Origin of the sequence: Micromonospora halophytica (assembly GCF_900090245.1) — a bacterium.
In the GTDB taxonomy this organism is placed as follows: Bacteria; Actinomycetota; Actinomycetes; order Mycobacteriales; family Micromonosporaceae; genus Micromonospora; species Micromonospora halophytica.
On record NZ_FMDN01000002.1, the window covers coordinates 35,731 to 58,109 of the forward strand.

The window sequence follows — 22,379 nt, forward strand, 5'->3', positions numbered from 1 at the left end:
CGCCCGGGGCGTACCCGTCGGCCGTCCGCGCCTCGCTCACCACACACTCCCGAGTCCCTGGCGCCGGGTCCGGTCCCCCGGCCACGCATGGTCGATCTGCGACTCTATCCCGACGGGCGGCATCGATCGGTTCGTGCCCGTCCGACCGGTGCCGGTGTCGCCGTCGGCGGTCGCGCCGTCTCCCTGGCGAGCCGCCGGGCGCGACGTGGTATTCCCATCGGCCGGTCGCCGGGGCGGCGGTGTCGGCGCCGGCTCGTAGACTCCCCGGGTGACCTCCCCCACCGAGACGCGCACCTCCGACGCCCTGCGGGTGCTCAACCGGGTCTTCGGCTACGACGCCTTCCGCGGCTTCCAGCGAGAGGTCATCGACCACGTGGTGGCCGGCGGCGACGCGCTGGTGCTGATGCCCACCGGCGGCGGCAAGTCGCTGTGCTACCAGATCCCGGCCCTGGTCCGCGACGGTGTCGCGGTGGTGGTGTCGCCGCTGATCGCGCTCATGCAGGACCAGGTCGACGCGCTGACCGCGGTCGGCGTCCGGGCCGGTTTCCTCAACTCCACGCAGGATCTCGACGCCCGCCGCCAGGTCGAGCGGGCGTTCGTCGCCGGCGAGCTGGACCTGCTCTACCTCGCCCCCGAGGCGCTGGGCACCCGGGGCGCGCAGCAACTGCTCGACCGGGGCCGGATCAGCCTGTTCGCGATCGACGAAGCGCACTGCGTCTCGCAGTGGGGGCACGACTTCCGCCCCGACTACCTGGCCCTGTCGATGCTGCACGAACGCTGGCCGGACGTCCCGCGGATCGCGCTCACCGCCACCGCGACCAGCGCCACCCGGGCGGAGATCGCCACCCGGCTCAAGCTCACCGAGGCGCGGCACTTCGTGGCCAGCTTCGACCGGCCCAACATCCAGTACCGGATCGTGCCGAAGCGGGAGCCGCGCAAGCAACTGCTCAGCCTGCTGCGCGACGAGCACCCGGGCGACGCCGGCATCGTCTACTGCCTGTCCCGGGCCTCGGTGGAGAAGACCGCCGAGTTCCTGGTCGCCAACGGCGTCGCCGCGCTGCCGTACCACGCCGGCCTGGACGCGGGCACCCGCGCCGCCAACCAGCAGCGCTTCCTGCGGGAGGACGGCCTGGTCATGGTGGCGACGATCGCGTTCGGGATGGGCATCGACAAGCCGGACGTCCGGTTCGTCGCCCACCTCGACCTGCCCAAGTCGGTCGAGGGCTACTACCAGGAGACCGGCCGCGCCGGCCGGGACGGGCTGCCGTCGACCGCCTGGCTCGCGTACGGGCTGCAGGACGTGGTGCAGCAGCGCAAGATGATCGAGACGTCCGACGGGGACCTGGCCCACCGGCGCAACCTCGCCACCCACCTCGACGCGATGCTGGCGCTGTGCGAGACGGTCCGCTGCCGCCGGGTGCAGTTGCTGGAGTACTTCGGCCAGACCGGGGCGGCCGGCTGCGGCAACTGCGACACCTGTCTCACCCCGCCGGAGACCTGGGACGGCACCGTCGCGGCGCAGAAGCTGCTCTCCACCGTCTACCGGCTGGACCGGGAGCGCAACCAGCGCTTCGGCGCGGGGCACTGCGTCGACATCCTGCTCGGCAAACAGACTGACAAGATCACCCAGTACGGCCACGACGCGTTGAGCACCTTCGGCATCGGCACCGAACTGCGCGAGGCGGAGTGGCGCGGGGTGGTCCGGCAACTGCTCGCCGAGGGGCTGCTGGCCGTCGAGGGCGACTACGGCACGCTGGCGCTGACCGACGCCAGCGCGGAGGTGCTGGGCCGTCGCCGGGTGGTCACCATGCGCCGGGAGCCGGAGAGGGTGGCTTCGGGCCGGTCGGCGAAGCCGCGCGGGGCGGCCACCGTGGTCGCCGAGCTGTCCCCGCAGGCCACGTCGCTGTTCGAGCGGCTGCGCGGCTGGCGGGCGACGACCGCGAAGGAGCAGGGCGTCCCGGCGTACGTGATCTTCCACGACGCGACGCTGCGGCAGATCGCGACGGACGCGCCGGCATCGCTGGCCGAGCTGTCCCGGATCAGCGGCGTCGGGGAGAACAAGCTGGCCAAGTACGGTGAGCAGATCCTCGCCGTACTCGCCGAGGCGGACTGACCGGCGGTCCGCGCGTCGGGTCGGCCGGCGGACCGCACGACGCCGGGACCGGGCCGGGACCGGGCCGGTCCGGCGTGCGGCCGTCCGCTTGATCTGCTCCATTACGGCGACATCGGGCGGTCCACCTGCCGGGGATACCGCCATGCCGCCGCCACGGAGTGGATCAAGCGCACCGGCGGTCAGTCGGCGGCCGTGGCCTTCGCGGTGTCGCTGTCGAGGGCGGCGAGGATGGCCTCGGCGGTCCGCCTGCCCACCCCGGGCACCTCGGTGATCTCCTCGACGGTGGCGGCGGAGAGCCGCTTGAGCGAGCCGAAGTGTCGCAGCAGCGCCTTGCGGCGTACCTCGCCGAGGCCGGGGACGTTGTCCAGCGCCGACTCGGTCATCCGCTTCGAGCGCCGCTGCCGGTGGAAGGTGATGGCGAAGCGGTGCGCCTCGTCGCGGACCCGTTGCAGCAGGTAGAGCCCTTCGGAGGTGCGCGGCAGGATGACCGGGTACTCGTCGTCGGGCAGCCAGACCTCCTCCAGCCGCTTGGCCAGCCCGCAGAGCGCCACGTCGTCGATGCCCAGGTCGGCCAGGGCCTGGGCGGCGGCGGCCACCTGCGGCGCGCCACCGTCGACCACCACCAGTTGCGGCGGGTACGCGAACTTGCGCGGCCGGCCGGTGAGAGGGTCGACGAGGGCACCGACGCGCGGCTCGTCGGACACGAGCGCGGCGGCGTCCTCGCCGCCGGGCCGGTCCGGGTCGCCGGCGGTCTCCTCGCCGATCTCCCCGGTCTCGGCGCGGGCGTCGAGGTAGCGGGCGAAGCGGCGGCGCAGCACCTCGGACATGGCGGACAGGTCGTCGGTGGCGCCCCGGACGATGAAACGGCGGTATTCACCCTTGCGCGGCAGCCCGTCCTCGAAGACGACCATGCTGGCCACCACGTCGGTGCCCTGGATCTGGGAGACGTCGAAGCACTCGATGCGCAGCGGCGAGGTGCGCATGCCCAGCGCGTCGCTGATCTCGTCGAGGGCCTTGCTGCGGGTGGTCAGGTCGCCGGCCCGCTTGAGCTTGTGCCGGGTCAGGGCGTCCTTCGCGTTGCGCTCGACGGTCTCCAGCAGGGACCGCTTGTCGCCGCGTTGCGGCACCCGCAGGGCGACCCGGCTGCCCCGGCGGGTGGCGAGCCAGTCGGAGAGGGCGTCGGCGTCGGCCGGCAGCTCGGGTACGAGCAGCTCCCGGGGGACGTCCGACTCGCCCTGCTCGCCGCCGTAGACCTGGGTGCAGAAGTGGTGCACCAGGTCGCCGGTGGTCAGCTCCTCGGTCTTCTCCACCACCCAGCCGCGCTGGCCGCGCACCCGGCCGTCGCGGACGTGGAACACCTGGACGGCGGCTTCGAGCGGATCGTCGGCGAAGGCGACCACGTCGGCGTCGGTGCCGTCGCCGAGCACCACGGTCTGCTTCTCCATGGCCCGGCGCAGCGCGGCCACGTCGTCGCGCAGCCGGGCCGCCCGCTCGAACTCCAACTGCTCGCTGGCCTCGGTCATCTCGCGTTCGAGCTTGCGGACCATGGTGTCGGTGCGGCCGGCCATGAAGTCGCAGAAGTCGTCGACGATCTCCCGGTGCCGCTCGGCGGAGACGGTGCCGACGCAGGGCGCGGAGCACTTGCCGATGTAGCCGAGCAGGCACGGCCGGCCGACCTGGCCGGCCCGCTTGAACACCCCGGAGGAGCAGGTCCGCGCCGGGAAGACCCGCAGCAGCAGGTCCAGCGTCTCGCGGATCGCCCAGGCGTGCGAGTACGGCCCGAAGTAGCGCACCCCCTTGCGCTTGGCGCCGCGCATCACCTGCAGTCGCGGGTACTCCTCGTCGAGGGTGACCGCCAGGTAGGGGTAGGACTTGTCGTCGCGGTAGCGGACGTTGAAACGCGGGTCGTACTGCTTGATCCAGGTGTATTCGAGCTGGAGCGCCTCGACCTCGGTGCCGACGGTGACCCAGTCCACCGACTCGGCGGTGGTGACCATCTGCTGGGTGCGCTGGTGCAGCCCCCACAGGTCGGCGAAGTAGGAGTTGAGCCGACTGCGCAGGTTCTTCGCCTTGCCGACGTAGATCACCCGGCCGGTGCCGTCACGGAACCGGTAGACCCCCGGTGACTCGGGGATGGTGCCGGGCGCGGGACGGTAGGTCGAGGGATCAGCCACGACTCCGAGACTATCCGCCGGCCCCGACACTCCAGATCACGCCGAGCTGATCGACCTCGGACCCGCTGCGGCCGTAGAACCCGGCCAGCCGCCCGCCGGGCGGCGCGGCGAAGGTCACCACCGCCGGGGTCGGGGTGCCGCCGGATAGGGTACGGCCCCGGTTCGTGGTGAACCGGGCGGAGAAGATCCGGGTCCGGCCGTCCTTCTGCCTGGGTCAGGGTGACCTGGGTGACGTGCTCACCGTCGGCCGGGTCGAGCCAGGCGGCGGTGCCACCGGTCCCGCCGTGGCGCAGCGCGGCGCCGTCGGCGAGGTCGACGCCGACCTGGTCGAGCCGGGAGCCGGCGCGCAGTGACACCCGGGTCACCGACGCCGGGTGTTGGTGGCCGGGTCCCCGCTGGACAAGGGTTCGGGCAGCCCGGCGACGTTGTAGGTGAGCACCGAGAAGGTGCCGGAGGTGGGGGCGACCGGCGTGACCGCCGCTGCGGCGGGCGTCGAGGCGGTGGCCAGGGTGGCGAGGGACACCACGGCGGCGAGCAGTCGTACGCGCGTCGTCCGGCGTCCTCTCTGGACGCAGCGATCAGGGTTATCGACCACTTCCGATGTGCCGCCCGCGAACGCTACCATCCGGTATCCGAATGTTCTTCGTGTAATGCTTCTCCGCTCCCCCGACTGATCCCCACCCACTCGGAGGATCACCATGCACCGTTCCCCCACCACCACCCCCCGACGTCTGCTCGCCGGCCTGAGCGCCGGCATCCTGGTCGCCGCCGGCCTGGTCGCCAGCCCCACCCCGTCCCCGGCCGCCGCGGCGCCCGCGGCCGCCGCGACCACCTCCTTCGCCGCCGGCGACTACTGCCTCGGCGAGTGCGCCGACATCCTGCCGCCCGGCCAGAACGGCAACGCCACCCTGGTCGAGATCCTCGGCAACCAGTCGATCGGCACCCTGCCCCGGCACTCCGCCGACCAGCTCGGCCGCTACGCCGACCTGGTCTACTCCTACGCCGGCCTGAAGCAGGACCAGATCGGCTCGTTCTTCCACGACGCCTCCTTCGGGGTGCCGCCGACCCAGGTCGAACGGGACTACTCGCCCCGCTCCGACGTGCGGATCCTGCGCGACAGGGCCACCGGCGTCCCGCACATCACCGGCACCACCCGGGGCGGCACCATGTACGGCGCCGGCTACGCCGGGGCCGAGGACCGGCTGTTCACCATGGACCTGCTGCGGCACGTCGGCCGGGGCACCCTCACCCCGTTCGCCGGCGGCGCCCCGGGCAACCGGGCGCTGGAGCAGAGCGTCTGGCGCAACTCGCCGTACACCGAGGCGGACCTGCGGGCGCAGGTCGAGGCGCTGCGCACCAGGGGCGGCGCGCGGGGCGAGCAGCTCTACGCCGACGTGCAGGAGTACATCGCCGGCATCAACGCCTACATCCGCACCTGCATGGCCAACCGGAACTGCCCCGGTGAGTACGTCCTCACCGGCCACCTCGACGCGATCACCAACGCCGGCGGCCCGCAGCCGTTCGAGATGACCGACCTGATCGCCATCGCCGGCGTGGTCGGTGGCCTCTTCGGCGGCGGAGGCGGCACCGAGATGCAGTCGGCGCTGGTGCGCATCGCCGCCCGCGCCCGCTACGGCACCGTCGAGGGCGACAAGGTGTGGAACGCCTTCCGGGCCCAGAACGACCCGGAGGCCGTGCTGACCCTGCACGACGGGCAGAGCTTCCCGTACGGCGCCGCCGCGCCGGACCCCGCCAGCGTGGTGCTCCCGGACGCCGGCTCCGCCCGGGTGGAACCGGTGTTCACCGACCCGACCGGCTCCGCCGCCACCACGACCACCGGCTCCGGCTCCGCCGACCTCGCGGCGGCGCTGTCCGGGCTGACCGTCTCCCGGCAGCAGCGGGGCATGTCCAACGCGGTCGTGGTCAACGCCGCGCACTCCGCCACCGGCCACCCGATCGCCGTCTTCGGCCCGCAGACCGGCTATTTCTCGCCGCAGCTGCTGATGGTGCAGGAGTTGCAGGGCCCGGGGATCAGCGCCCGGGGCGCCGCGTTCGCCGGGCTCAACCTCTACGTACTGCTCGGGCGCGGGCAGGACTACGCCTGGAGCGCCACCTCCTCGGTCCACGACATCACCGACACGTACGCCCTGCCGCTGTGCACCACCGACGGCAGCGCGCCGACCCTGGCCAGCAACCGCTACCTGTACCGGGGCTCCTGCCTGCCGATGGAGGAGATCTCGCACGTCAACCGGTGGAGCCCGACCACCGCCGACGGCACGCCCGCCGGGTCGTACAAGCTCGTCGCCTGGCGCACCAACCTCGGGCTGGTCGCCTGGCGGGGCACCGTCGCCGGCCAGCCGCACGCGTTCACCCAGCTGCGCTCCACGTACCGGCACGAGGCCGACTCGGCGATCGGCTTCCAGATGTTCAACGACCCGGCGCAGATGGGCACGGCCGACGCCTTCATCGCCTCGGCGAACAACGTCGAGTACGCCTTCAACTGGTTCTACGTCAACTCCACCCAGTCGGCGTACTTCAACTCCGGCCTCAACCCGGTACGCGCCGCCGGCTCCGATCCGAACCTGCCGATGCGGGCCGAGGAGGCGTACGAGTGGCAGGGCTACGACCCGGCGACGAACACCGCCGCGTACGCCCCGCTGGCCGCCCACCCCCGCTCGGTCGACCAGGACTACTACGTGAGCTGGAACAACAAGCAGGCCAAGGACTTCGGCGCCGCCGACGGCAACTTCAGCTTCGGCGCCGTGCACCGGGGCGACCTGCTCGACCGGCCGATGAAGGCGGCCGTCGCGGCCGGGCGGACGTTCGACCGGGCCTCGCTGACCGCGCTGGTGCAGCAGGCCGGCCTGACCGACCTGCGCGGCGCCGAGGTGCTCGACGAACTGATCCGGGTGCTGGAGAGCCAACCCGTCGCCGACCCCGCGCTGGCCACCGAGATCAGCCGGCTGAAGGCGTGGCGGCAGGCCGGCGCGCTACGGGTGGAGACCGCCAAGGGATCCAGGGTCTACCGGCACGCGGAGGCGATCCGCACCTTCGACGCCTGGTGGCCGCTGCTGGTCCGGGGGATGTTCCGGGCGCCGCTCGGCGCGGACCTGTACCAGTCGCTGGTCAACGCCCTGCAGATCAACGAGTCCCCCTCCGGCCACCAGCAGGGCGACGTGTCGAACCTGCCCGGCTCCGCCAACGAGGCCCAGGCGCACAAGGGATCGGCGTTCCAGTACGGCTGGTGGGGCTACGTGGACAAGGACCTGCGCGCGGTGCTCGGTGACCCGGTCCGGGGCGGGCCCGGCCGGACCTTCTGCGGCGGCGGTGACCTCGCCGGCTGCCGGCAGATCCTGCTCGACACCCTGCGCACCGCGGCGGGCACCCCGGCGAGCACGACCTACCCCGGCGACGCCTCCTGCGCCGCCGGCGACCAGTGGTGCGCCGACGCGATCGTCCAGTCCCCGCTGGGCGGCATCAAGCACGCCACGATCGCCTGGCAGAACCGGCCGACCTACCAGCAGGTGGTCTCCTTCCCGGCCCGGCGGGGCGACGACCTGACCAACCTCGCCGCCGGCCGACGGGCCACGGCGTCCAGCAGCGAGTTCCTGCGCGGCCCGGGCCGGGCGGTCGACTCCGACCTCGGCACCCGCTGGGCGAGTTCCTGGTCGGACGACCAGTGGCTCGCCGTCGACCTCGGCTCGGCACGGCAGGTCGGCCGGGTGGTCCTGGCCTGGGAGTCGGCGTACGCCCGGTCGTACCGGATCGAGGTCTCCTCCGACGGCAGCACCTGGCGGGAGGTCTGGTCGACCACGGCGGGCGACGGCGGCACCGACGTGGTGGCGTTCCCGGCCCAGAGCGCGCGGTACGTCCGTACTCGCGGGCTGACCCGGGCCACCTCGTACGGCTTCTCGCTGTGGGAGATGGCGGTGTACGCCCGCTGACCGGTGAACCCCGGCCGGCGCGCTGACCCCGCGCCGGCCGGGAGCCGGTCAGCCGAGCATGATCTGGTCGCCGTTCACCTTGATCTGCTTGGGCGCGAGCGGCCTGGTCGCCGGGCCCTTCTTCACCGCACCGTCGGTGATGGCGAACTGGCTGCCGTGGCAGGTGCAGTTGATCGTGCCGCCGTCGATGTTCGACACCGGACAACCCTTGTGGGTGCAGATCAGGTCGAAACCCTTGAACTCCCCCGGGCTCGGCTGGGTGACCACCACGCCCCGCTCGGCGAAGATCGCGCCACCGCCGACCGGGATGTCGGTCGTCCTCGCCAGCGGCGCGGCGGCGCTGTCCCGGTTGCCGCCGCCGGCGTCCGGCACGTCCGTCACACCCGGCCCACCGCTGGTCGGGGCGGTGCTCGGTGCGCCGCCGTCGTCGTCAGCGCCGCAGGCGGCCAGCGCCACCGACGCCCCCACCGCGCCGGCACCGGCGAGCAGGGCACGTCGTGTACGCGCTCCGGGCCCGGTCAGCACCTGATCGTCACTCATCTCCGGCCTCTCTCTCGACGTGCCGCCGCCGGTCGTGGACGCGCGGCCGCACTCGTGCCCACGCATCACTGTGCCGGACGGTTCACCGTCGCACCGCCGGACCCGTGAACAGTGACGGGCGGGCCGGTGACCCGGCCCGCCCGTCGTACGCCCCGCTCAGCGCGCCCCGGCCGGCACCTTCCGGGTACGCGACTTCGCCACGCCGCCGTTGGCCTTGGCCGCCCGGGTGGTGGCCGCCCTGGCTCCCTTGGCCTCGCCGTCGAGCTTCAGCATCGGCCGCAGGAACTGGCCGGTGTGGCTGTCGGGCACCTCGGCGACCTCCTCCGGGGTGCCGGTGGCGAGCACCGTGCCGCCCCGGTGGCCGCCCTCCGGACCCATGTCGATGATCCAGTCGGCGCTCTTGATCACGTCGAGGTTGTGCTCGATGGTGATCACCGTGTTGCCCTTGTCGACCAGGCCCTCCAGCACCATCAGCAGCTTGCGGATGTCCTCGAAGTGCAGGCCGGTGGTCGGCTCGTCGAGCACGTAGACCGTCCGGCCGGTGGAGCGCTTCTGCAGCTCGGAGGCGAGCTTGACCCGCTGCGCCTCACCGCCGGAGAGGGTCGGCGCGGGCTGGCCCAGCCGGACGTACCCGAGACCCACGTCGACCAGGGTCCTCAGGTGCCGGTGGATGGCCGGGATGGCGGAGAAGAACTCCGCCGCCTCCTCGATCGGCATCTCCAGCACGTCGGAGACGGTCTTGCCCTTGTAGTGCACCTCCAGCGTCTCCCGGTTGTACCGGGCGCCCTTGCAGACCTCGCACGGGACGTAGACGTCCGGCAGGAAGTTCATCTCGATCTTGATGGTGCCGTCACCGGAGCACGCCTCGCACCGGCCGCCCTTGACGTTGAACGAGAACCGGCCCGGGCCGTACCCCCGGACCTTCGCCTCGGTGGTCTCGGCGAAGAGCTTGCGGACGTGGTCCCACACCCCCGTGTAGGTGGCCGGGTTGGACCGCGGCGTACGGCCGATCGGCGACTGGTCGACGCCCACGACCTTGTCCACATGCTCCAGGCCGGTGACCCGGGTGTGCCGGCCCGGGACCAGTCGGGCGCCGTTGATCTGGTTGGCCAGCACCGCGTACAGGATGTCGTTGACCAGCGTCGACTTGCCGGAACCGGAGACCCCGGTGACGGCGATGAGCTGGCCGAGCGGGAACGACACGGTCAGGTTGCGCAGGTTGTGCTCCCGCGCGCCGTGCACCACCAGCTCCCGGCCCGGGGTCTGCGGGCGGCGCTGCCGTGGCGTCGGGATCACCTTGCGCCCGGACAGGTACGCCCCGGTGACCGACTCGTCGTTCTCCAGCAGCGCCGGCACCGAGCCGCTGTGCACGATCTTCCCACCGTGCTCACCCGCGCCGGGGCCGATGTCGACGATCCAGTCGGCGACCCGGATGGTGTCCTCGTCGTGCTCGACCACGATCAGGGTGTTGCCCAGGCCACGCAGCCGCAGCAGGGTCTCGATCAGGCGGTGGTTGTCGCGCTGGTGCAGGCCGATGGAGGGCTCGTCGAGCACGTACAGCACGCCGACCAGCCCGGAGCCGATCTGGGTGGCGAGCCGGATGCGCTGCGCCTCGCCGCCGGAGAGGGTGCCGGCCGCCCGGTCCAGGGAGAGGTAGTCCAGGCCGACGTCGAGCAGGAACTTCAACCGGGCGTTGATCTCCTTGAGCACCCGCTCGGCGATCATCTTCTGCCGGTCGGTCAGCTCGATGCCGGCGAGCAGGTCGGCGGCCTCACCGACGGAGAGGTTGCACACCTCGGCGATGCTCTTGCCGGCCAGGGTCACCGCGAGCACCTCGGGCTTGAGCCGGGCGCCGCCGCAGGCCGCGCAGGGCACGTCGCGCATGTACCCCTCGTACTTCTCCCGCGACCACTCCGACTCGGTGTCGGAGTGCCGCCGCTCGATCCACTGCACCACGCCCTCGAAGCCGGTGTAGTAGGAGCGCTCGCGGCCGTACTTGTTGCGGTAGCGCACGTGCACCTGGTCGTCGGAGCCGTGCAGGATCGTCTTCTGCGCCCGCGACGGCAACGCCCGCCACGGCGTGTCGACGTCGAAGTGCTGGGCCTCGCCGAGCGCCTCCAGCAGGCGCAGGAAGTATTCCAGGTTGTGCCCGGTCGCCCAGGGCTGGATCGCGCCCTCGCGCAGGGTGCGCTCCGGGTCGGGGATGAGCAGCTCCGGGTCGACCTCCTTCTTGGTGCCCAGGCCGGTGCACTCGGGGCAGGCGCCGTACGGGGCGTTGAAGGAGAAGACCCGCGGCTCCAGGTCCTCGATCGCCAGGGGGTGGTCGTTCGGGCAGGCCAGGTGCTCGGAGTAGCGGCGCTCCCGCTCCGGGTCGTCCTCGGGCAGGTCGACGAAGTCGAGCAGGACCAGCCCGCCGGAGAGGCCGAGCGCGGCCTCGACCGAGTCGGTCAGCCGCTGCTTGGCGCCGGGCTTGACGCTGAGCCGGTCGATCACCACCTCGATGGTGTGCTTCTCCTGCTTCTTGAGCTTCGGCGGCTCGGTGAGCTGGTGCACCACGCCGTCGACCCGGGCCCGGGCGTAGCCCTTGGACTGCAGCTCGGCGAAGAGGTCGACGTACTCGCCCTTACGGCCGCGCACGACCGGGGCGAGCACCATGAACCGGGTGCCCTCGGCCATCGCCAGGACCCGGTCGACGATCTGCTGCGGGCTCTGCCGGGAGATCCGCTCCCCGCAGACCGGGCAGTGCGGCTCGCCGATGCGGGCGAAGAGCAGCCGAAGGTAGTCGTAGACCTCGGTGATGGTGCCGACCGTGGAGCGCGGGTTGCGCGAGGTCGACTTCTGGTCGATGGAGACCGCCGGGCTCAGACCCTCGATGAAGTCGACGTCGGGCTTGTCCATCTGGCCGAGGAACTGCCGGGCGTACGACGACAGCGACTCGACGTAGCGGCGCTGCCCCTCGGCGAAGATCGTGTCGAAGGCCAGGCTCGACTTGCCCGACCCGGAGAGCCCGGTGAAGACGATCAGAGCGTCCCGGGGCAGGTCGAGACTGACGTCACGCAGGTTGTGCTCGCGCGCGCCACGGATGATCAGTCGGTCGGCCACGGTGCGTGTGCTCCCGGAAGAAGAAAATGAGGCGGATCTGTCCGCTCCGAGCGGGGTCTGAGCGGTTCTGACAGGCGCAGGGAAGGTGCCTCGGCAACTCTAGCCCCGAGGTACGACAACTTCCCGCGCCCGCACATTCCCCCAGCTCACCACGGTCACGCCGGCCCGGGTGCGGGCGGGCGCGACCGCTGAGCGGGTCAGTGTCCGCCGGGTGACGGCGGCGACGACGGACGCGCCGTCCGACGCCGCCCGCCTCGCCAACTCCCCCGCCGTTCGGCCGCGACCCGGGTCTCCCGGCGTCGGCTCTCGAAGGCCACCTCCCGCTGCAACCGACGCCAGCTCTCCCAACGCCGGACGGGCAGTTCCCCGCCTTCCAGCGCCTCGCGCACCGCGCAGGCCGGCTCGGCCTCGTGCGCGCAGTCGGCGTACCGGCAGCCGGTGGCGAGCTCGGCGATGTCGGCGAACGCCCGGTCCAGCCCGGCGACGCCGTCGAGCAGGCCCACCGCGCGGACCCCCGGGGTGTCCAGCACCGCGCCTCCGCCGGGGACCGGCACCAGCGCCCGCCAGGTGGTGGTGTGCCGGCCCTTGCCGTCGGAGCGACGGATCGCCTGGGTCGGCATGACGACCGCCCCGGCCAGCGCGTTGACCAGGCTCGACTTGCCCGCCCCGGAGGGGCCGAGCAGCCCGAGGGTCCGCCCGGGCGCGACGAACGGCCGCAGCTGCTCCAGGCCGGCGCCCCGCTCGGCGCTGACCGGCAGCACCGGCACACCGGGCGCCACCGCGGCGAGCTGCCGGGCCACCTGAGCGGGGTCGGCGGCCAGGTCGACCTTGGTGAGCACGACCAGGGGACGGGCCCCGGACTCGTGGGCCAGCGAGAGCAGCCGCTCGATCCGGGCGACGTCCGGCTCGGGGTGCACCGGCTCGACCACCGCGGCGGCGTCGAGGTTGGCGGCGAGCACCTGCCCGCTGGCGTCCTTGCCCGCCGTGCGGCGCACCAGCGCGCTGCGGCGCGGCAGCACCACGTCGACGGTCACCGGCCCGTCGGGCCAGGTGGCGAGCAGCACCCAGTCGCCCGCGCAGGGCAGGGTGGTCAGGTCACGGGCGGCGGCGGCCAGCACCGCCGGGCCCAGGCTGGCGCGGACGGGACCGTCCGCGCAGAGCACGGTGCAGACGCCGCGGTCCACCCGGGCCACCCGGCCCGGTCGGCGGTCGGGGTGGCGTCGCGCGTACGCCGCCCGCTCGGCGTCGAGGCCGAGGGCGGCAAGGTCGATGGTCATCGCATCCTCATCGGTGTCGGAACGGGGTGTGGCGGTACACGAGTGCTACGACCGGCATGCTCACCACCTCCGTCCGTCGTCCGCGGCGCCCGCGTTCTGCGACGACTTCAGCCCGGCGCGTCCGACGCCGCGACCTGAAGCCGTCGGGCCGACGGTAGGGGGCGCAGCGACGCGCCGAAAGCGATTTCCCCGGCGACGTGACGGCCCGGTGCCGCTAGGGTCGGTGCGTGACCACGGATCCGCTTCTGCTGGCCGGCGAGGTGGACGACGCCACCGCCCGGCTGCTGCGTACCGCCGCCGCCCTCGACGCCGCGGCCGTCGCGGCGCCCTCGCTGCTGCCCGGGTGGACCCGCGGTCACGTCCTGGCGCACCTGGCCCGCAACGCCGACGGCTTCGTCAACCTGCTCACCTCGGCCCGCACCGGCGAACAGCTGCCGATGTACGCCGGCCCCGCCGCCCGCGCCGCCGACATCGAGTCCGGCGCCGCCCGGGCACCGGAGGTCCACCTGGACGACCTGCGTCGCTCCGCACAACGCTTCGCCGAGGCGGTCACCGCCATGCCGGTGCAGGCGTGGTCCGCGACGGTCGAGACCCGGCGCGGCCCGTGGCCGGCGGCGATGCTGGTCTGGGGCCGGCTGCGGGAGCTCGAGGTGCACCACGTCGACCTGGCCGCCGGCTACCGGCCGACCGACTGGCCGCCGGCATTCGCCGGACACCTGCTGCACGAGGTGGTGGGCGGGCTCGCCGAGCGCGCCGACGCCCCGGCGATGCTGCTGCGGTACGACGGCAGCCGGCACGAGCTGGTGGTCGGCGACCGCGAGGGCGCGCCCCTGGTCACCGGCTCCCCCGCCGAGCTGGCCGCCTGGTTGATCGGCCGCAGCAGCGGCGACGGGCTGACCGTCACCCCGGACGGTGCCCTGCCGACCCCACCGGAATGGATATAGACAACGTCATGACCTACACCGGAGACGTCACTGCGGGCGGCGTGCCCGCCGTCCGCGAGCTGGGCGGGCTCACCGTCACCAAGATCTCGGTCGGCCCGATGGACAACAACGCCTACCTGCTGCGGTGCCGCACCACCGGCGAGCAGGTGCTGATCGACGCGGCGAACGAGGCCCCCCGCCTGCTGGAACTGCTCGGCGACGGCGGCCTGGCCGCCGTGGTCACCACGCACCGGCACATGGACCACTGGGTGGCGCTGGAGGAGGTCGTGGCCAAGACCGGCGCGCGCGCCCTGGTGCACGCCGACGACGCCGAGGGGCTGCCCATCGAGGCGGAGACCCTCACCGACGGCGACACCGTGCCGGTCGGGGACTGCGCCCTGGAGGTGATCCACGTCCAGGGTCACACCCCGGGCTCCATCGCGCTGCTGTACCGGGACCCGGCCGGCACCCCGCACCTGTTCACCGGGGACTCGCTCTTCCCCGGCGGGGTGGGCAACACCGACCAGGACCCGCAGCGGTTCGGCCAGCTCATCGACGACGTGGAGCACAAGCTCTTCGACCGGTTGCCCGACGAGACCTGGTTCTACCCCGGGCACGGCCGGGACAGCACCCTCGGCGCGGAGCGCCCGTCGTTGCCGCAGTGGCGCGCCCGCGGCTGGTGAGGCGTCGCGGCGCCGGTCAGCCCGGCTGACCGGCGCCGGTCAGCGCCCGCAACCGCCGACGGGTGCCCAGCAGCACCACGCCGGCCAGCGCCAGGCCGACCGCTGTCGTGACGAGCACCGGGCTGCCGTCGCCGGGCAGCAGCCCGGCCAGCGACCGCGATGCCGTGCCCAGCGCCAGGTAGAGGCCCGCCCAGAGCACCGCGCCCGTCGTGGCGCAGGCGGCGAACCGGCGGTACGACATGCGCAGCCCACCGGCGGCCAGGGGCAGCAGGGCGTTGAACACCGGCAGGAACGGCGCGACCAGCACCATCCGTCCGCCCCCGGTGCGCAGGATGTCCTCGGCGGCGGCCCAGCGGACCTCGCCGATCCAGCCGCCGACGCGACTGTGCCGCAGCCGTTCGCCGTAGACCCGGCCGGCGGCGAAGCTCAACGACCAGCCGGCGACGCAGCCCGCCACCACCGCCACGAGGGTCGGCGCGCCGGCCGCCGGGGAGCCCAGGCCCACCGCCGCCAGGATCGCCACGTCACCGGGGACCAGTACGCCGAGCAGGGGTACGGCGTCGGCGAGCATGACCAGTCCCAGCACCCCCATCAGCAGTGCGGTGGGCAGCTCCCCGATCTGGGCCACGACGTCCAGCATGGCCACGACCCTACGGTCGGGCCCGGCGGCGCACATCCGGCCCGATCCCCCACAGTGCCCTGATCCCGCCTAGGGGTCGCCCCTGAGCGGCCCGGTGACCCTCCGGCCCGCTGCCGACGTTTGCGGCGTGTCGCGGTGTCGGCGAGTGCTGATGCCGCAACACGCCGCAAAGGGTGGGCGCCCGGAGCACCGCCGGGTGGCCCGCCGCCGGGGGGCGGGTCAGCGGGGCCGGAGCACCTGGACCCGGCGCACCGGTGAGTCGACGGACGGCTCGGTGGTGGGCACCGGGTAGCTCGCCACCACCTCCAGCGCGTCGGTGGGCAGGTGACCCCGGTCGGGATCGCCGACCAGCACGAGCGCGCCGGCGGACGCCGCACGGCGCAGGAACGGCAGCACCCGGCCGGCGAGTTCGCGGTCGTAGAGGGCGTCCCCGGCGACGAGCAGGTCGACGTCGGTCCCGTCGCCGTCGAGCAGGTCACCCGCGGTGGCCGCCACCATCACCCCGTTGGCCCGGGCGTTGACCGTCACCGCCGCCACCGCGTACGGGTCGATGTCGTTGGCGGCGACCCGGTCGGCGCCGGCCAGCGCGGCGGCGATGGCCACCAGCCCGGAGCCGGCGGCCAGGTCCAGCACCCGCCGCCCGGCGGCCAACTCGGGATGGTCGAGCAGGTGGCGGGCGAGCGCCTGGCCTCCGGCCCAGGCCGACGCCCAGTACGGCGGCGGCAGGGCGCGGCCGGCTGCCGCTTCCATCCGGGCCCACCAGACGATCGCGTCCTCGGCGAGCAGCAGCGACACCTCGGGCACGAACGGGGTGGGGACCAGCCGGAGGCGGTCCAGCCCGTCCCCGGGAGCGGCGATCTCGCGCTCCAGGACGGTCAACGCCGCCGTGCTCGGTCCGCTCACCGGTCGAGCATGCCGGACCAGGCCGCCCGCCGGGCCGATTTCCGCCGCGACCCGCGACATTTCTCCCGACGGCCTTGCGGCACTTCAGCCGGCAAAAGAGGGATCGGCCGGTTACTGTCAGGGTGGAACAGGGCGATCATCCGCCACGGCGGAGGTCTCCCGTCTTGAACAGGGAGAGATGCATGGCAACCGGCACGGTCAAGTGGTTCAACTCGGAAAAGGGCTTCGGCTTCATCGAGCAGGACGGCGGGGGACCCGACGTCTTCGTCCACTACTCAGCGATCGCGAGCAGCGGTTACCGGGAACTGCAGGAGGCCCAGAAGGTCGAGTTCGAGGTGACCCAGGGGCAGAAGGGCCCGCAGGCGGACAACGTCCGTCCGCTGTAGGTCCGTGCCGGTGGCGGCGGCCGTCGGGCCGCCGCCACTGCGCGTTCTCCGGCGTGATGCGCGGGTCGCGCGCCCCGTCCGTTGGCGTGCGCGGGTCGCGCGCGCCGATCGTGGCCGGTCAGGCCACCAGCCGCCGGGCCAGTTCGTCGGCGACCTGCCTGGCGACGGTCGGCGGGATCGCCGCGGCGATGTCCTCCGGCTTGAGCCCGGCGAGCACGCCCTGCACGATCGCCGGTTCGTCGGTGAAGTCCTTGTTCGACAGCGCGGTCAGCGCGGTCTGCAACGCGGTGAGCTGTGCGGCCAACGACTTCAGCGTCGGGTGCTGGACGACGAACGACGGGTTCGTGTGGTCCTCGCCCATGGCCATCCGGGTGTAGATCTGGCCGATCGGGTTGCGTCCGTCCAGCACGGTCAGGTTCTTGTGGACGGTCTCCAGCCAGGTGTGCTCTTCGGGGGTCATGTCGTCGTCCTCCAGGAGTCCGATGGTGGTCAGGTACCGGCGGAACAGCGGGGTCTGGTCCCGCCTGGCCTTGGTCGAGTCGCGGAAGAAGCTGAAGTGGGTGTGCCACAGGTGCGAGTCGTCGCCGGAGGTCCGCCGGCCGAGCCGGTCCCACCGCCGCACCGTCCTGCCGTCGGGTGAGTAGATGATCTCGCGGATGTCGCGGCTGTCCGCCGTGTTCGCCACGCACTGGGCGACGCACCAGGTAGAGAACGTGTAGAGGTTGTGGGTACGGCCCGCCGACCGGACCTTGAACATGCCGACGTCCAACGCCGAGGCGTCGAGGGTCAGTCCCGAGGAGTCCCGGGTGGACTCGACGACCGAGTAGTCGTTGGTCACCACCCGGTCCGAGCCGACGTGGTAGCCGCCGCGGTGCGAGGCGTCGCCGACGATGCCGACCTCACCGGGTTCGAGGTCGTCGGCGCGTACGGTGTCGGGGTCGACGTTCAGGTGGTCGAGCAACAGCCGGCGGACGGCCAGCAGGTTGGCCGGGGCCGTGGTCATGGGGTCCCCTCTCCGCAGCCGGCCCCGTCCTCGCCGGCTGCATCAGCGTCAGATCAGGGTCGGGCACGACGGTGACTCCGCGTAGGTGACGCGAAAGATGAGGCGCAGTCCCGACCACTGATGCACGTCGTCGGGCGATGGTCGAACGATAACCACCGAAATACATGAACCCCCAGGTCACAGGCCCTTTCTTCAGATAGAAGAAACCTGTGCGTCAGCTGGGACGGACGATGTCGGCCGTGACGGGAGCGTTCGACCACGGGGCGACGGCGGCGCAGTCCGGTGCGGACAGTGACTATTGCGCCGGCCGGGTCCGCGGGCGAGGCGGGTCAGCTCGCCGGACGGCGGGGCGGCTCCGGGCGGGCGGCCCGGACGGAGTCCCGGTGCTCCCGCATCGAGGCGACCATCGTGGCCAGGAAGCGGTGGACCACGGCCAGTTCCTCGTCGCTGAAGCGGGCCATCACCTCGTCGGTACGCCGACCGAGGGGACCGAAGAAGCTCATCGCCAGGGCGGCGCCCTGGTCGGCGTAGTGCAGGAGGACCTTGCGCCGGTCCACGGTGTCCCGGTCGCGGCGGATGTGCCCGGCGCGCTCCAGCCGGTCGATCAGTGCGGTCACCGATCCGGAGGAGAGGTTGAGCTGCTCGCCCAGCCGGCCCGGGGTGATCGGGTCGCCGGTCAGCTCGGCGTCCATGACCGCGATCAGCGCGTGCAGGTCGGTGGGGTTGAGCCCGTGCAGGTTGGCGAAGGCGTGCCCGATGTGCTGCGCGTCCACCGAGTAGCGCCGCAGGTCGTTGGCGATGTCCGCGATCATCTTCTGGCGCGGGTCGTCCCGCCGCCGGTACATGCCGTGCGATGCCACGTCTGGTCGCTTCTCCTTGTCTGCCCCGCCCGCAGGCAGCATAGAGCAGCCGGAAACAATCTCGTCTGTCGAGATACTCGACAAGTTGCCATACTATCCTTGCTGAGCGAGACTCTTGAGAGTCGAGATTTCAACGTCGAGGGACCGTGAGGGCATCCGATGTCTCTGTTCACCCGCGTCGCCCGTAGCCGGCTGGCCGCCTGGCTCACCGTGGTGGCCGCGATCGTCTTCGGGGCGGTCGTCTTCGGGCTGCCCAAGCCCGACAACCCCGCCCCCGTCTCCGCCACCGGCCTCTCCGTCGAGTGGCAGTCGACCCAGGTCGAGCGGCTCCAGGAGCGACTGCCGTCGAGCAACGCCCAACCGGCGATCGTCGTGGTCAGCCGCGACGACGCCGGCCCGCTGACCGAGGCGGACCGCTCCGCCCTCGCGGCCACCTCCGGCGACCTCGCCCGGCTCGCCGTCGGCGGCCAGGTCAGCCCGCCACAGGTCTCCCCCGACGGCACGGTGGCCCTGGTCGCCGTACCGCTCTCCACCGCCGGCGGTCAGGAGGAGGTCGCCGAGCGGGTCGACCAGCTCCGTACCGCGCTGACGGCGCTGCCCGACGGGCTCACCGTCGAGGTGACCGGCGGGCCCGCCTTCACCGCCGACCTCACCGAGGTCTTCGCCGGCGCCGACACCACCCTGCTCATCGTCACCGCCGGCGTCGTCGCGCTGCTGCTGCTCATCACCTACCGCAGCCCGTTCCTGTGGATCGTGCCGCTGGTCATCGTGGCGGCCACCGAGCAGCTGACGCTGCGGGCCCTCGACACGATCGTCCCGGCCTTCGGCATCAACCTCGCCGGCGGCGCCGTCACCGGCATCGCCAGCGTCCTGGTCTTCGGCGCGGCCACCGACTACGCCCTGCTGCTCATCGCCCGCTACCGGGAGGAACTGCGCCGCGAGCCGGACCGCTTCGTCGCCATGCGGGCCGCCCTGCGGCGCACCGCCGAACCCATCCTCGCCAGCGGCTTCACGGTGGTCCTCGGCGTGCTCACCCTGCTGCTGTCCGAGCAGGAACTCAACCGCGCCCTCGCGGTCGCCTGCGCCACCGGTGTGGTCCTCGCCATGCTCTCGGCGCTCTTCGTCCTCCCGGCAGCCCTGGTGATCTTCGGCCGCGGCCTGTTCTGGCCGTTCGTGCCCCGGGTCGGCGGCACGGTCCGCGAGGGCCGGCTCTGGGGCCGCCTCGGCACCGTCGTGGTCCGCCGCCCGGCACCGGTCGCGCTGCTCGCCACCCTGCTGCTGGCCGGGCTCGCCGTCGGCGGGCTCGGGATCCGCACCGGCCTGTCCGAAACCGAGCAGTTCCGGGTCGAGCCCGAGGCGGTCGCCGGCGCACAGACCCTCGCCAAGGCGTTCCCCGCCGGAACGACCCAGCCGGTCGCCGTGCTCACCGCCCCGTCGGCGGTACAAGCCGTCACCGACGCCGCCACGGCCGTGCCCGGGGTGGCCTCCGCGCGCCCCGGCGAGACCGGCTCGGGTGTCGCCCAGGTCGACGTCGTGCTGGAGGCCGAGCCGGGCACCCCCGCCTCGGACCGGACGATCGAGGCGCTGCGCGACGCCGTGGCCGCCGTCCCCGACTCCGCCCCGCCCGCCCTCGACGGCGTCGAGGAGTTCGACGGCGCAGTCGTCGGCGGCACCGTCGCCGCCACGTACGACTCGGACGAGGCCAACGGCAAGGACCTGCGGCTGATCCTGCCGATCATCCTGCTGCTGGTCGGCGCCGTCCTGGTGCTGCTGCTGCGAGGGCTGGTCGCGCCGGTGCTGCTCGTGCTGACCGTCATCGCGTCCTTCTTCGCCAGCCTGGGCGCGGCGTGGCTGCTCTTCGACCACGTGCTCGGCTTCCCGGCGCTGGACAGCGGGGTCCTGCTGCTCGCGTTCGTCTTCCTGGTGGCCCTCGGCGTCGACTACAACATCTTCCTGGTCACCCGGGCCCGGGAGGACGCCCGCACCGCCGGCACCCGCGACGGGATGCTCTCCGCGCTGCGGGTCACCGGTGGGGTCATCACCAGCGCGGGCGTCCTGCTCGCCGCGGTCTTCGCCGTCCTCGGCGTCCTGCCACTGATCACCCTGACCCAGATCGGGATCATCGTCTGCATCGGCGTCCTGCTCGACACCCTGCTGGTGCGGACCGTGCTCGTGCCGGCGCTGGCGTTCCTGCTCGGCGACCGCTTCTGGTGGCCGGGCCGGATCGCCCGGGAGCCGGCGGTGGACGCCGCGCCCGAGCGGGAGCCGGTCGCCGCGCGCGACTGACCGGATCGACCGGACGGGGGCCGGGGCGCGACGCGCTCCGGCCCCCGTCGGTGGTCCGGGCGGGCACCCTCACCCACCACGGCCCGCACGTCGCGGAGGCACCGCATGTCGCTCACTGCCCGGTGGTGCCCCCGGTGCCCGAGCCGCCGCTGACCGGGGCGCGGAACCGCGTGGGAGCATGCCGCGCCGGGCCGGCTGCCACCGTCCGGTCGCGGGTGATCCAGGCGACCACGAAGACGGCGGTCCACGCCACCCCGAGCAGAATTGCGGTCGCCGTGCCGCTGGCCGTGCTCCAGCCCAGGTAGAGACGGGCTCCGCCGACCACCGCGATGCCGGCCGCCGCCGCGGTCCAGGCGGCCACCGCCAGCGGCCAGCGGGCGTCGCGGGACAACAGCCAGGCCAGCGTGCAGAGACTCGCCGCCGCCACCGCGTTCTGGGTCGGGAACACGACAGCCGACCGACCCGACGCGGTCGCGTCGGCGACCACGGCGAGCACCACCAGCGGCAGGAAGGCCCCGGCCGTGCCGAGGACGCTGAGCAGGTCCGCCCGCCAGGGCCGGTGCCGCCAGGCGAGCCCGGCGGCGACCACCGTCACCAGCACGATGAGGTACGACCCGCGCAGCACCGAGACGGTCGTGAGGGCCACCTCCACCGCGCCCGGGGTGCGGCGGTCCGCGAACCAGTCGGCGATCACGCCGTCGACCACGGCCAGCCCGCTCCAGCGCACCACCGCCTCCAGCAGCCAGGCGACGGCGAACCCGGCGGCCGAGAGCAGCAGCAGGCCGGCGGCGAGGTTGACCAGCAGCGCCCCACCGGGGCCGACCTGCATGGCGATCAGGAAGAACAGGACGCCGTACCGCCCGGTGACCCAGCGCACCGGCGGCAACGCGGCCGCCCGGGACAGCAGCGCCCGCACCGGGTCCGGGTGGCGCCCCAGCCAGCGGCCGGCCAGCACGATCGCGGCCAGCACCACCAACAGCGTCAGCACCACGCCGGTGGCCCGCCCGAGCAGCCGGGAGACCGTCTCGTACGACTCGCCGGCGAGGTAACCCAGCAGCACCGATCCGCCCACCCAGCTCGCCACCCCGGCCACGTTCCACGGCGCGAAACGCCGGTACGGCATCCCGGCGGCGCCGGCCAGCCGGGGCACCAGGGTGCGGGCGAAGGCCACCCAGCGGGCGGCGTACACGCCCCGTCCGCCGAGGCGACCCAGCATCGCGTCGGCGCGTGACCAGCGGTGCGGGCCGACCCGGGCACCCAGTCCGGAGGCGCGCAGCCGGGGCCCGTACCGGCGGCCGGCACGGAAGGCGAGTGTGTCGCCGATCACGGCCGCCCCGGTCATCACCAGCAGCGCCGGGGCGAGCCGTAGCGTCCCCGCGTACGCTAGGAAGCCGACCAGCAGCAGGGTCGCCTCTCCCGGCACCAGCAGACCGAAGATCACCGCGGTCTCGCCCGCGACGATCGTCGCGGCGACCAGGTAGATCACCAGGGTCGGCAGTCCCTGCAGTGACGTCAGCAGGTCATGCATCCGGCCCCCAGCACCAC

At 73.1% G+C, this 22,379-nt stretch carries 18 protein-coding genes; 7 read left to right on the forward strand and 11 right to left on the reverse strand.

Features of this window, described 5'->3' with window-relative positions; genetic code table 11:
* Nucleotides 1-268: 268 nt before the first annotated feature.
* Nucleotides 269-2,113, forward strand: coding sequence for a DNA helicase RecQ (gene recQ, locus GA0070560_RS02860; RefSeq protein WP_091291022.1), 1,845 nt, complete (start codon nucleotides 269-271; stop codon nucleotides 2,111-2,113).
* 179 nt (nucleotides 2,114-2,292) lie between these two features.
* Here recQ and uvrC read toward each other — a convergent pair whose 3' ends face one another.
* Both uvrC and GA0070560_RS30005 read right to left on the reverse strand, forming a co-directional pair.
* Nucleotides 2,293-4,287: an excinuclease ABC subunit UvrC gene (gene uvrC / locus GA0070560_RS02865; RefSeq protein WP_091291025.1), complete on the reverse strand. Its 1,995-nt coding sequence runs from the start codon at nucleotides 4,285-4,287 to the stop codon at nucleotides 2,293-2,295.
* A 10-nt stretch (nucleotides 4,288-4,297) separates the two neighbouring features.
* A complete protein-coding gene (locus GA0070560_RS30005) occupies nucleotides 4,298-4,474 on the reverse strand; it encodes a jacalin-like lectin (protein WP_211565753.1) in 177 nt (58 codons plus the stop codon).
* On the opposite strand from GA0070560_RS30005, the gene GA0070560_RS28995 reads away from it, so the two are divergent.
* Nucleotides 4,452-4,640 (forward strand): hypothetical protein, encoded by a 189-nt coding sequence (locus GA0070560_RS28995; RefSeq protein WP_211565736.1) that lies wholly within the window; start codon nucleotides 4,452-4,454, stop codon nucleotides 4,638-4,640. The two genes, GA0070560_RS30005 and GA0070560_RS28995, sit on opposite strands and share 23 nt — an antisense overlap.
* A gap of 8 nt (nucleotides 4,641-4,648) precedes the next feature.
* On the opposite strand, the gene GA0070560_RS29000 is transcribed toward GA0070560_RS28995, so the two are convergent.
* Entirely contained in the window at nucleotides 4,649-4,813 is a 165-nt protein-coding gene (locus tag GA0070560_RS29000) for a hypothetical protein (protein ID WP_211565738.1), read from the reverse strand.
* 172 nt (nucleotides 4,814-4,985) lie between these two features.
* Between GA0070560_RS29000 and GA0070560_RS02875 the strand changes: the two genes are divergently transcribed.
* Nucleotides 4,986-8,231, forward strand: coding sequence for a penicillin acylase family protein (locus GA0070560_RS02875; protein ID WP_091291027.1), 3,246 nt, complete (start codon nucleotides 4,986-4,988; stop codon nucleotides 8,229-8,231).
* A 48-nt stretch (nucleotides 8,232-8,279) separates the two neighbouring features.
* Here the strand turns inward: GA0070560_RS02875 and GA0070560_RS02880 are convergent, their stop codons facing one another.
* From GA0070560_RS02880 to rsgA, 3 genes are all read right to left on the reverse strand, one after another.
* Nucleotides 8,280-8,771: a Rieske (2Fe-2S) protein gene (locus GA0070560_RS02880; RefSeq protein ID WP_091291029.1), complete on the reverse strand. Its 492-nt coding sequence runs from the start codon at nucleotides 8,769-8,771 to the stop codon at nucleotides 8,280-8,282.
* A 156-nt stretch (nucleotides 8,772-8,927) separates the two neighbouring features.
* Nucleotides 8,928-11,873: an excinuclease ABC subunit UvrA gene (gene uvrA, locus GA0070560_RS02885; protein WP_091291032.1), complete on the reverse strand. Its 2,946-nt coding sequence runs from the start codon at nucleotides 11,871-11,873 to the stop codon at nucleotides 8,928-8,930.
* A gap of 197 nt (nucleotides 11,874-12,070) precedes the next feature.
* Nucleotides 12,071-13,150 (reverse strand): ribosome small subunit-dependent GTPase A, encoded by a 1,080-nt coding sequence (gene rsgA / locus GA0070560_RS02890; RefSeq protein WP_091291035.1) that lies wholly within the window; start codon nucleotides 13,148-13,150, stop codon nucleotides 12,071-12,073.
* A 227-nt stretch (nucleotides 13,151-13,377) separates the two neighbouring features.
* On the opposite strand from rsgA, the gene GA0070560_RS02895 reads away from it, so the two are divergent.
* Nucleotides 13,378-14,094 (forward strand): maleylpyruvate isomerase family mycothiol-dependent enzyme, encoded by a 717-nt coding sequence (locus GA0070560_RS02895; protein ID WP_091291037.1) that lies wholly within the window; start codon nucleotides 13,378-13,380, stop codon nucleotides 14,092-14,094.
* 8 nt (nucleotides 14,095-14,102) lie between these two features.
* The gene (locus GA0070560_RS02900; protein WP_091291040.1) at nucleotides 14,103-14,756 is read left to right on the forward strand and encodes an MBL fold metallo-hydrolase; all 654 of its coding nucleotides are present in this window, start codon (nucleotides 14,103-14,105) and stop codon (nucleotides 14,754-14,756) included.
* Nucleotides 14,757-14,772: 16 nt separating this feature from the next.
* Here the strand turns inward: GA0070560_RS02900 and GA0070560_RS02905 are convergent, their stop codons facing one another.
* Nucleotides 14,773-15,396 carry a DedA family protein gene (locus GA0070560_RS02905; protein WP_091291884.1) on the reverse strand — a complete coding sequence of 208 codons (624 nt, stop codon included), beginning with the start codon at nucleotides 15,394-15,396 and terminating at the stop codon, nucleotides 14,773-14,775.
* 219 nt (nucleotides 15,397-15,615) lie between these two features.
* Entirely contained in the window at nucleotides 15,616-16,299 is a 684-nt protein-coding gene (locus GA0070560_RS02910; protein ID WP_425412595.1) for a class I SAM-dependent methyltransferase, read from the reverse strand.
* A 182-nt stretch (nucleotides 16,300-16,481) separates the two neighbouring features.
* Here GA0070560_RS02910 and GA0070560_RS02915 point away from each other — a divergent pair, with 182 nt between their 5' ends.
* Nucleotides 16,482-16,685 (forward strand): cold-shock protein, encoded by a 204-nt coding sequence (locus GA0070560_RS02915; RefSeq protein ID WP_088975147.1) that lies wholly within the window; start codon nucleotides 16,482-16,484, stop codon nucleotides 16,683-16,685.
* 118 nt (nucleotides 16,686-16,803) lie between these two features.
* On the opposite strand, the gene GA0070560_RS02920 is transcribed toward GA0070560_RS02915, so the two are convergent.
* The gene (locus tag GA0070560_RS02920) at nucleotides 16,804-17,688 is read right to left on the reverse strand and encodes a hypothetical protein (RefSeq protein ID WP_091291047.1); all 885 of its coding nucleotides are present in this window, start codon (nucleotides 17,686-17,688) and stop codon (nucleotides 16,804-16,806) included.
* Nucleotides 17,689-18,017: 329 nt separating this feature from the next.
* A complete protein-coding gene (locus GA0070560_RS02925) occupies nucleotides 18,018-18,533 on the reverse strand; it encodes a MarR family winged helix-turn-helix transcriptional regulator (RefSeq protein WP_091291051.1) in 516 nt (171 codons plus the stop codon).
* A 174-nt stretch (nucleotides 18,534-18,707) separates the two neighbouring features.
* On the opposite strand from GA0070560_RS02925, the gene GA0070560_RS02930 reads away from it, so the two are divergent.
* The gene (locus GA0070560_RS02930) at nucleotides 18,708-20,834 is read left to right on the forward strand and encodes an MMPL family transporter (protein ID WP_091291055.1); all 2,127 of its coding nucleotides are present in this window, start codon (nucleotides 18,708-18,710) and stop codon (nucleotides 20,832-20,834) included.
* Nucleotides 20,835-20,946: 112 nt separating this feature from the next.
* On the opposite strand, the gene GA0070560_RS02935 is transcribed toward GA0070560_RS02930, so the two are convergent.
* Nucleotides 20,947-22,362 (reverse strand): DedA family protein, encoded by a 1,416-nt coding sequence (locus tag GA0070560_RS02935; RefSeq protein ID WP_091291058.1) that lies wholly within the window; start codon nucleotides 22,360-22,362, stop codon nucleotides 20,947-20,949.
* Nucleotides 22,363-22,379: the final 17 nt, after the last annotated feature.

Excerpts from the sequence above, each read along its gene's own strand:
- GA0070560_RS02880 (WP_091291029.1), bottom strand. The coding sequence starts at position 8,771 with ATGAGTGACGATCAGGTGCTGACCGGGCCCGGAGCGCGTACACGACGT.
- GA0070560_RS02925 (WP_091291051.1), bottom strand. The coding sequence starts at position 18,533 with ATGTACCGGCGGCGGGACGACCCGCGCCAGAAGATGATCGCGGACATC.
- GA0070560_RS02920 (WP_091291047.1), bottom strand. The coding sequence starts at position 17,688 with ATGACCACGGCCCCGGCCAACCTGCTGGCCGTCCGCCGGCTGTTGCTC.
- GA0070560_RS02935 (WP_091291058.1), bottom strand. The coding sequence starts at position 22,362 with ATGCATGACCTGCTGACGTCACTGCAGGGACTGCCGACCCTGGTGATC.
- GA0070560_RS02905 (WP_091291884.1), bottom strand. The coding sequence starts at position 15,396 with ATGCTGGACGTCGTGGCCCAGATCGGGGAGCTGCCCACCGCACTGCTG.
- GA0070560_RS02915 (WP_088975147.1), top strand. The coding sequence starts at position 16,482 with ATGGCAACCGGCACGGTCAAGTGGTTCAACTCGGAAAAGGGCTTCGGC.
- GA0070560_RS02930 (WP_091291055.1), top strand. The coding sequence starts at position 18,708 with ATGTCTCTGTTCACCCGCGTCGCCCGTAGCCGGCTGGCCGCCTGGCTC.
- rsgA (WP_091291035.1), bottom strand. The coding sequence starts at position 13,150 with ATGACCATCGACCTTGCCGCCCTCGGCCTCGACGCCGAGCGGGCGGCG.
- GA0070560_RS02875 (WP_091291027.1), top strand. The coding sequence starts at position 4,986 with ATGCACCGTTCCCCCACCACCACCCCCCGACGTCTGCTCGCCGGCCTG.
- GA0070560_RS02900 (WP_091291040.1), top strand. The coding sequence starts at position 14,103 with ATGACCTACACCGGAGACGTCACTGCGGGCGGCGTGCCCGCCGTCCGC.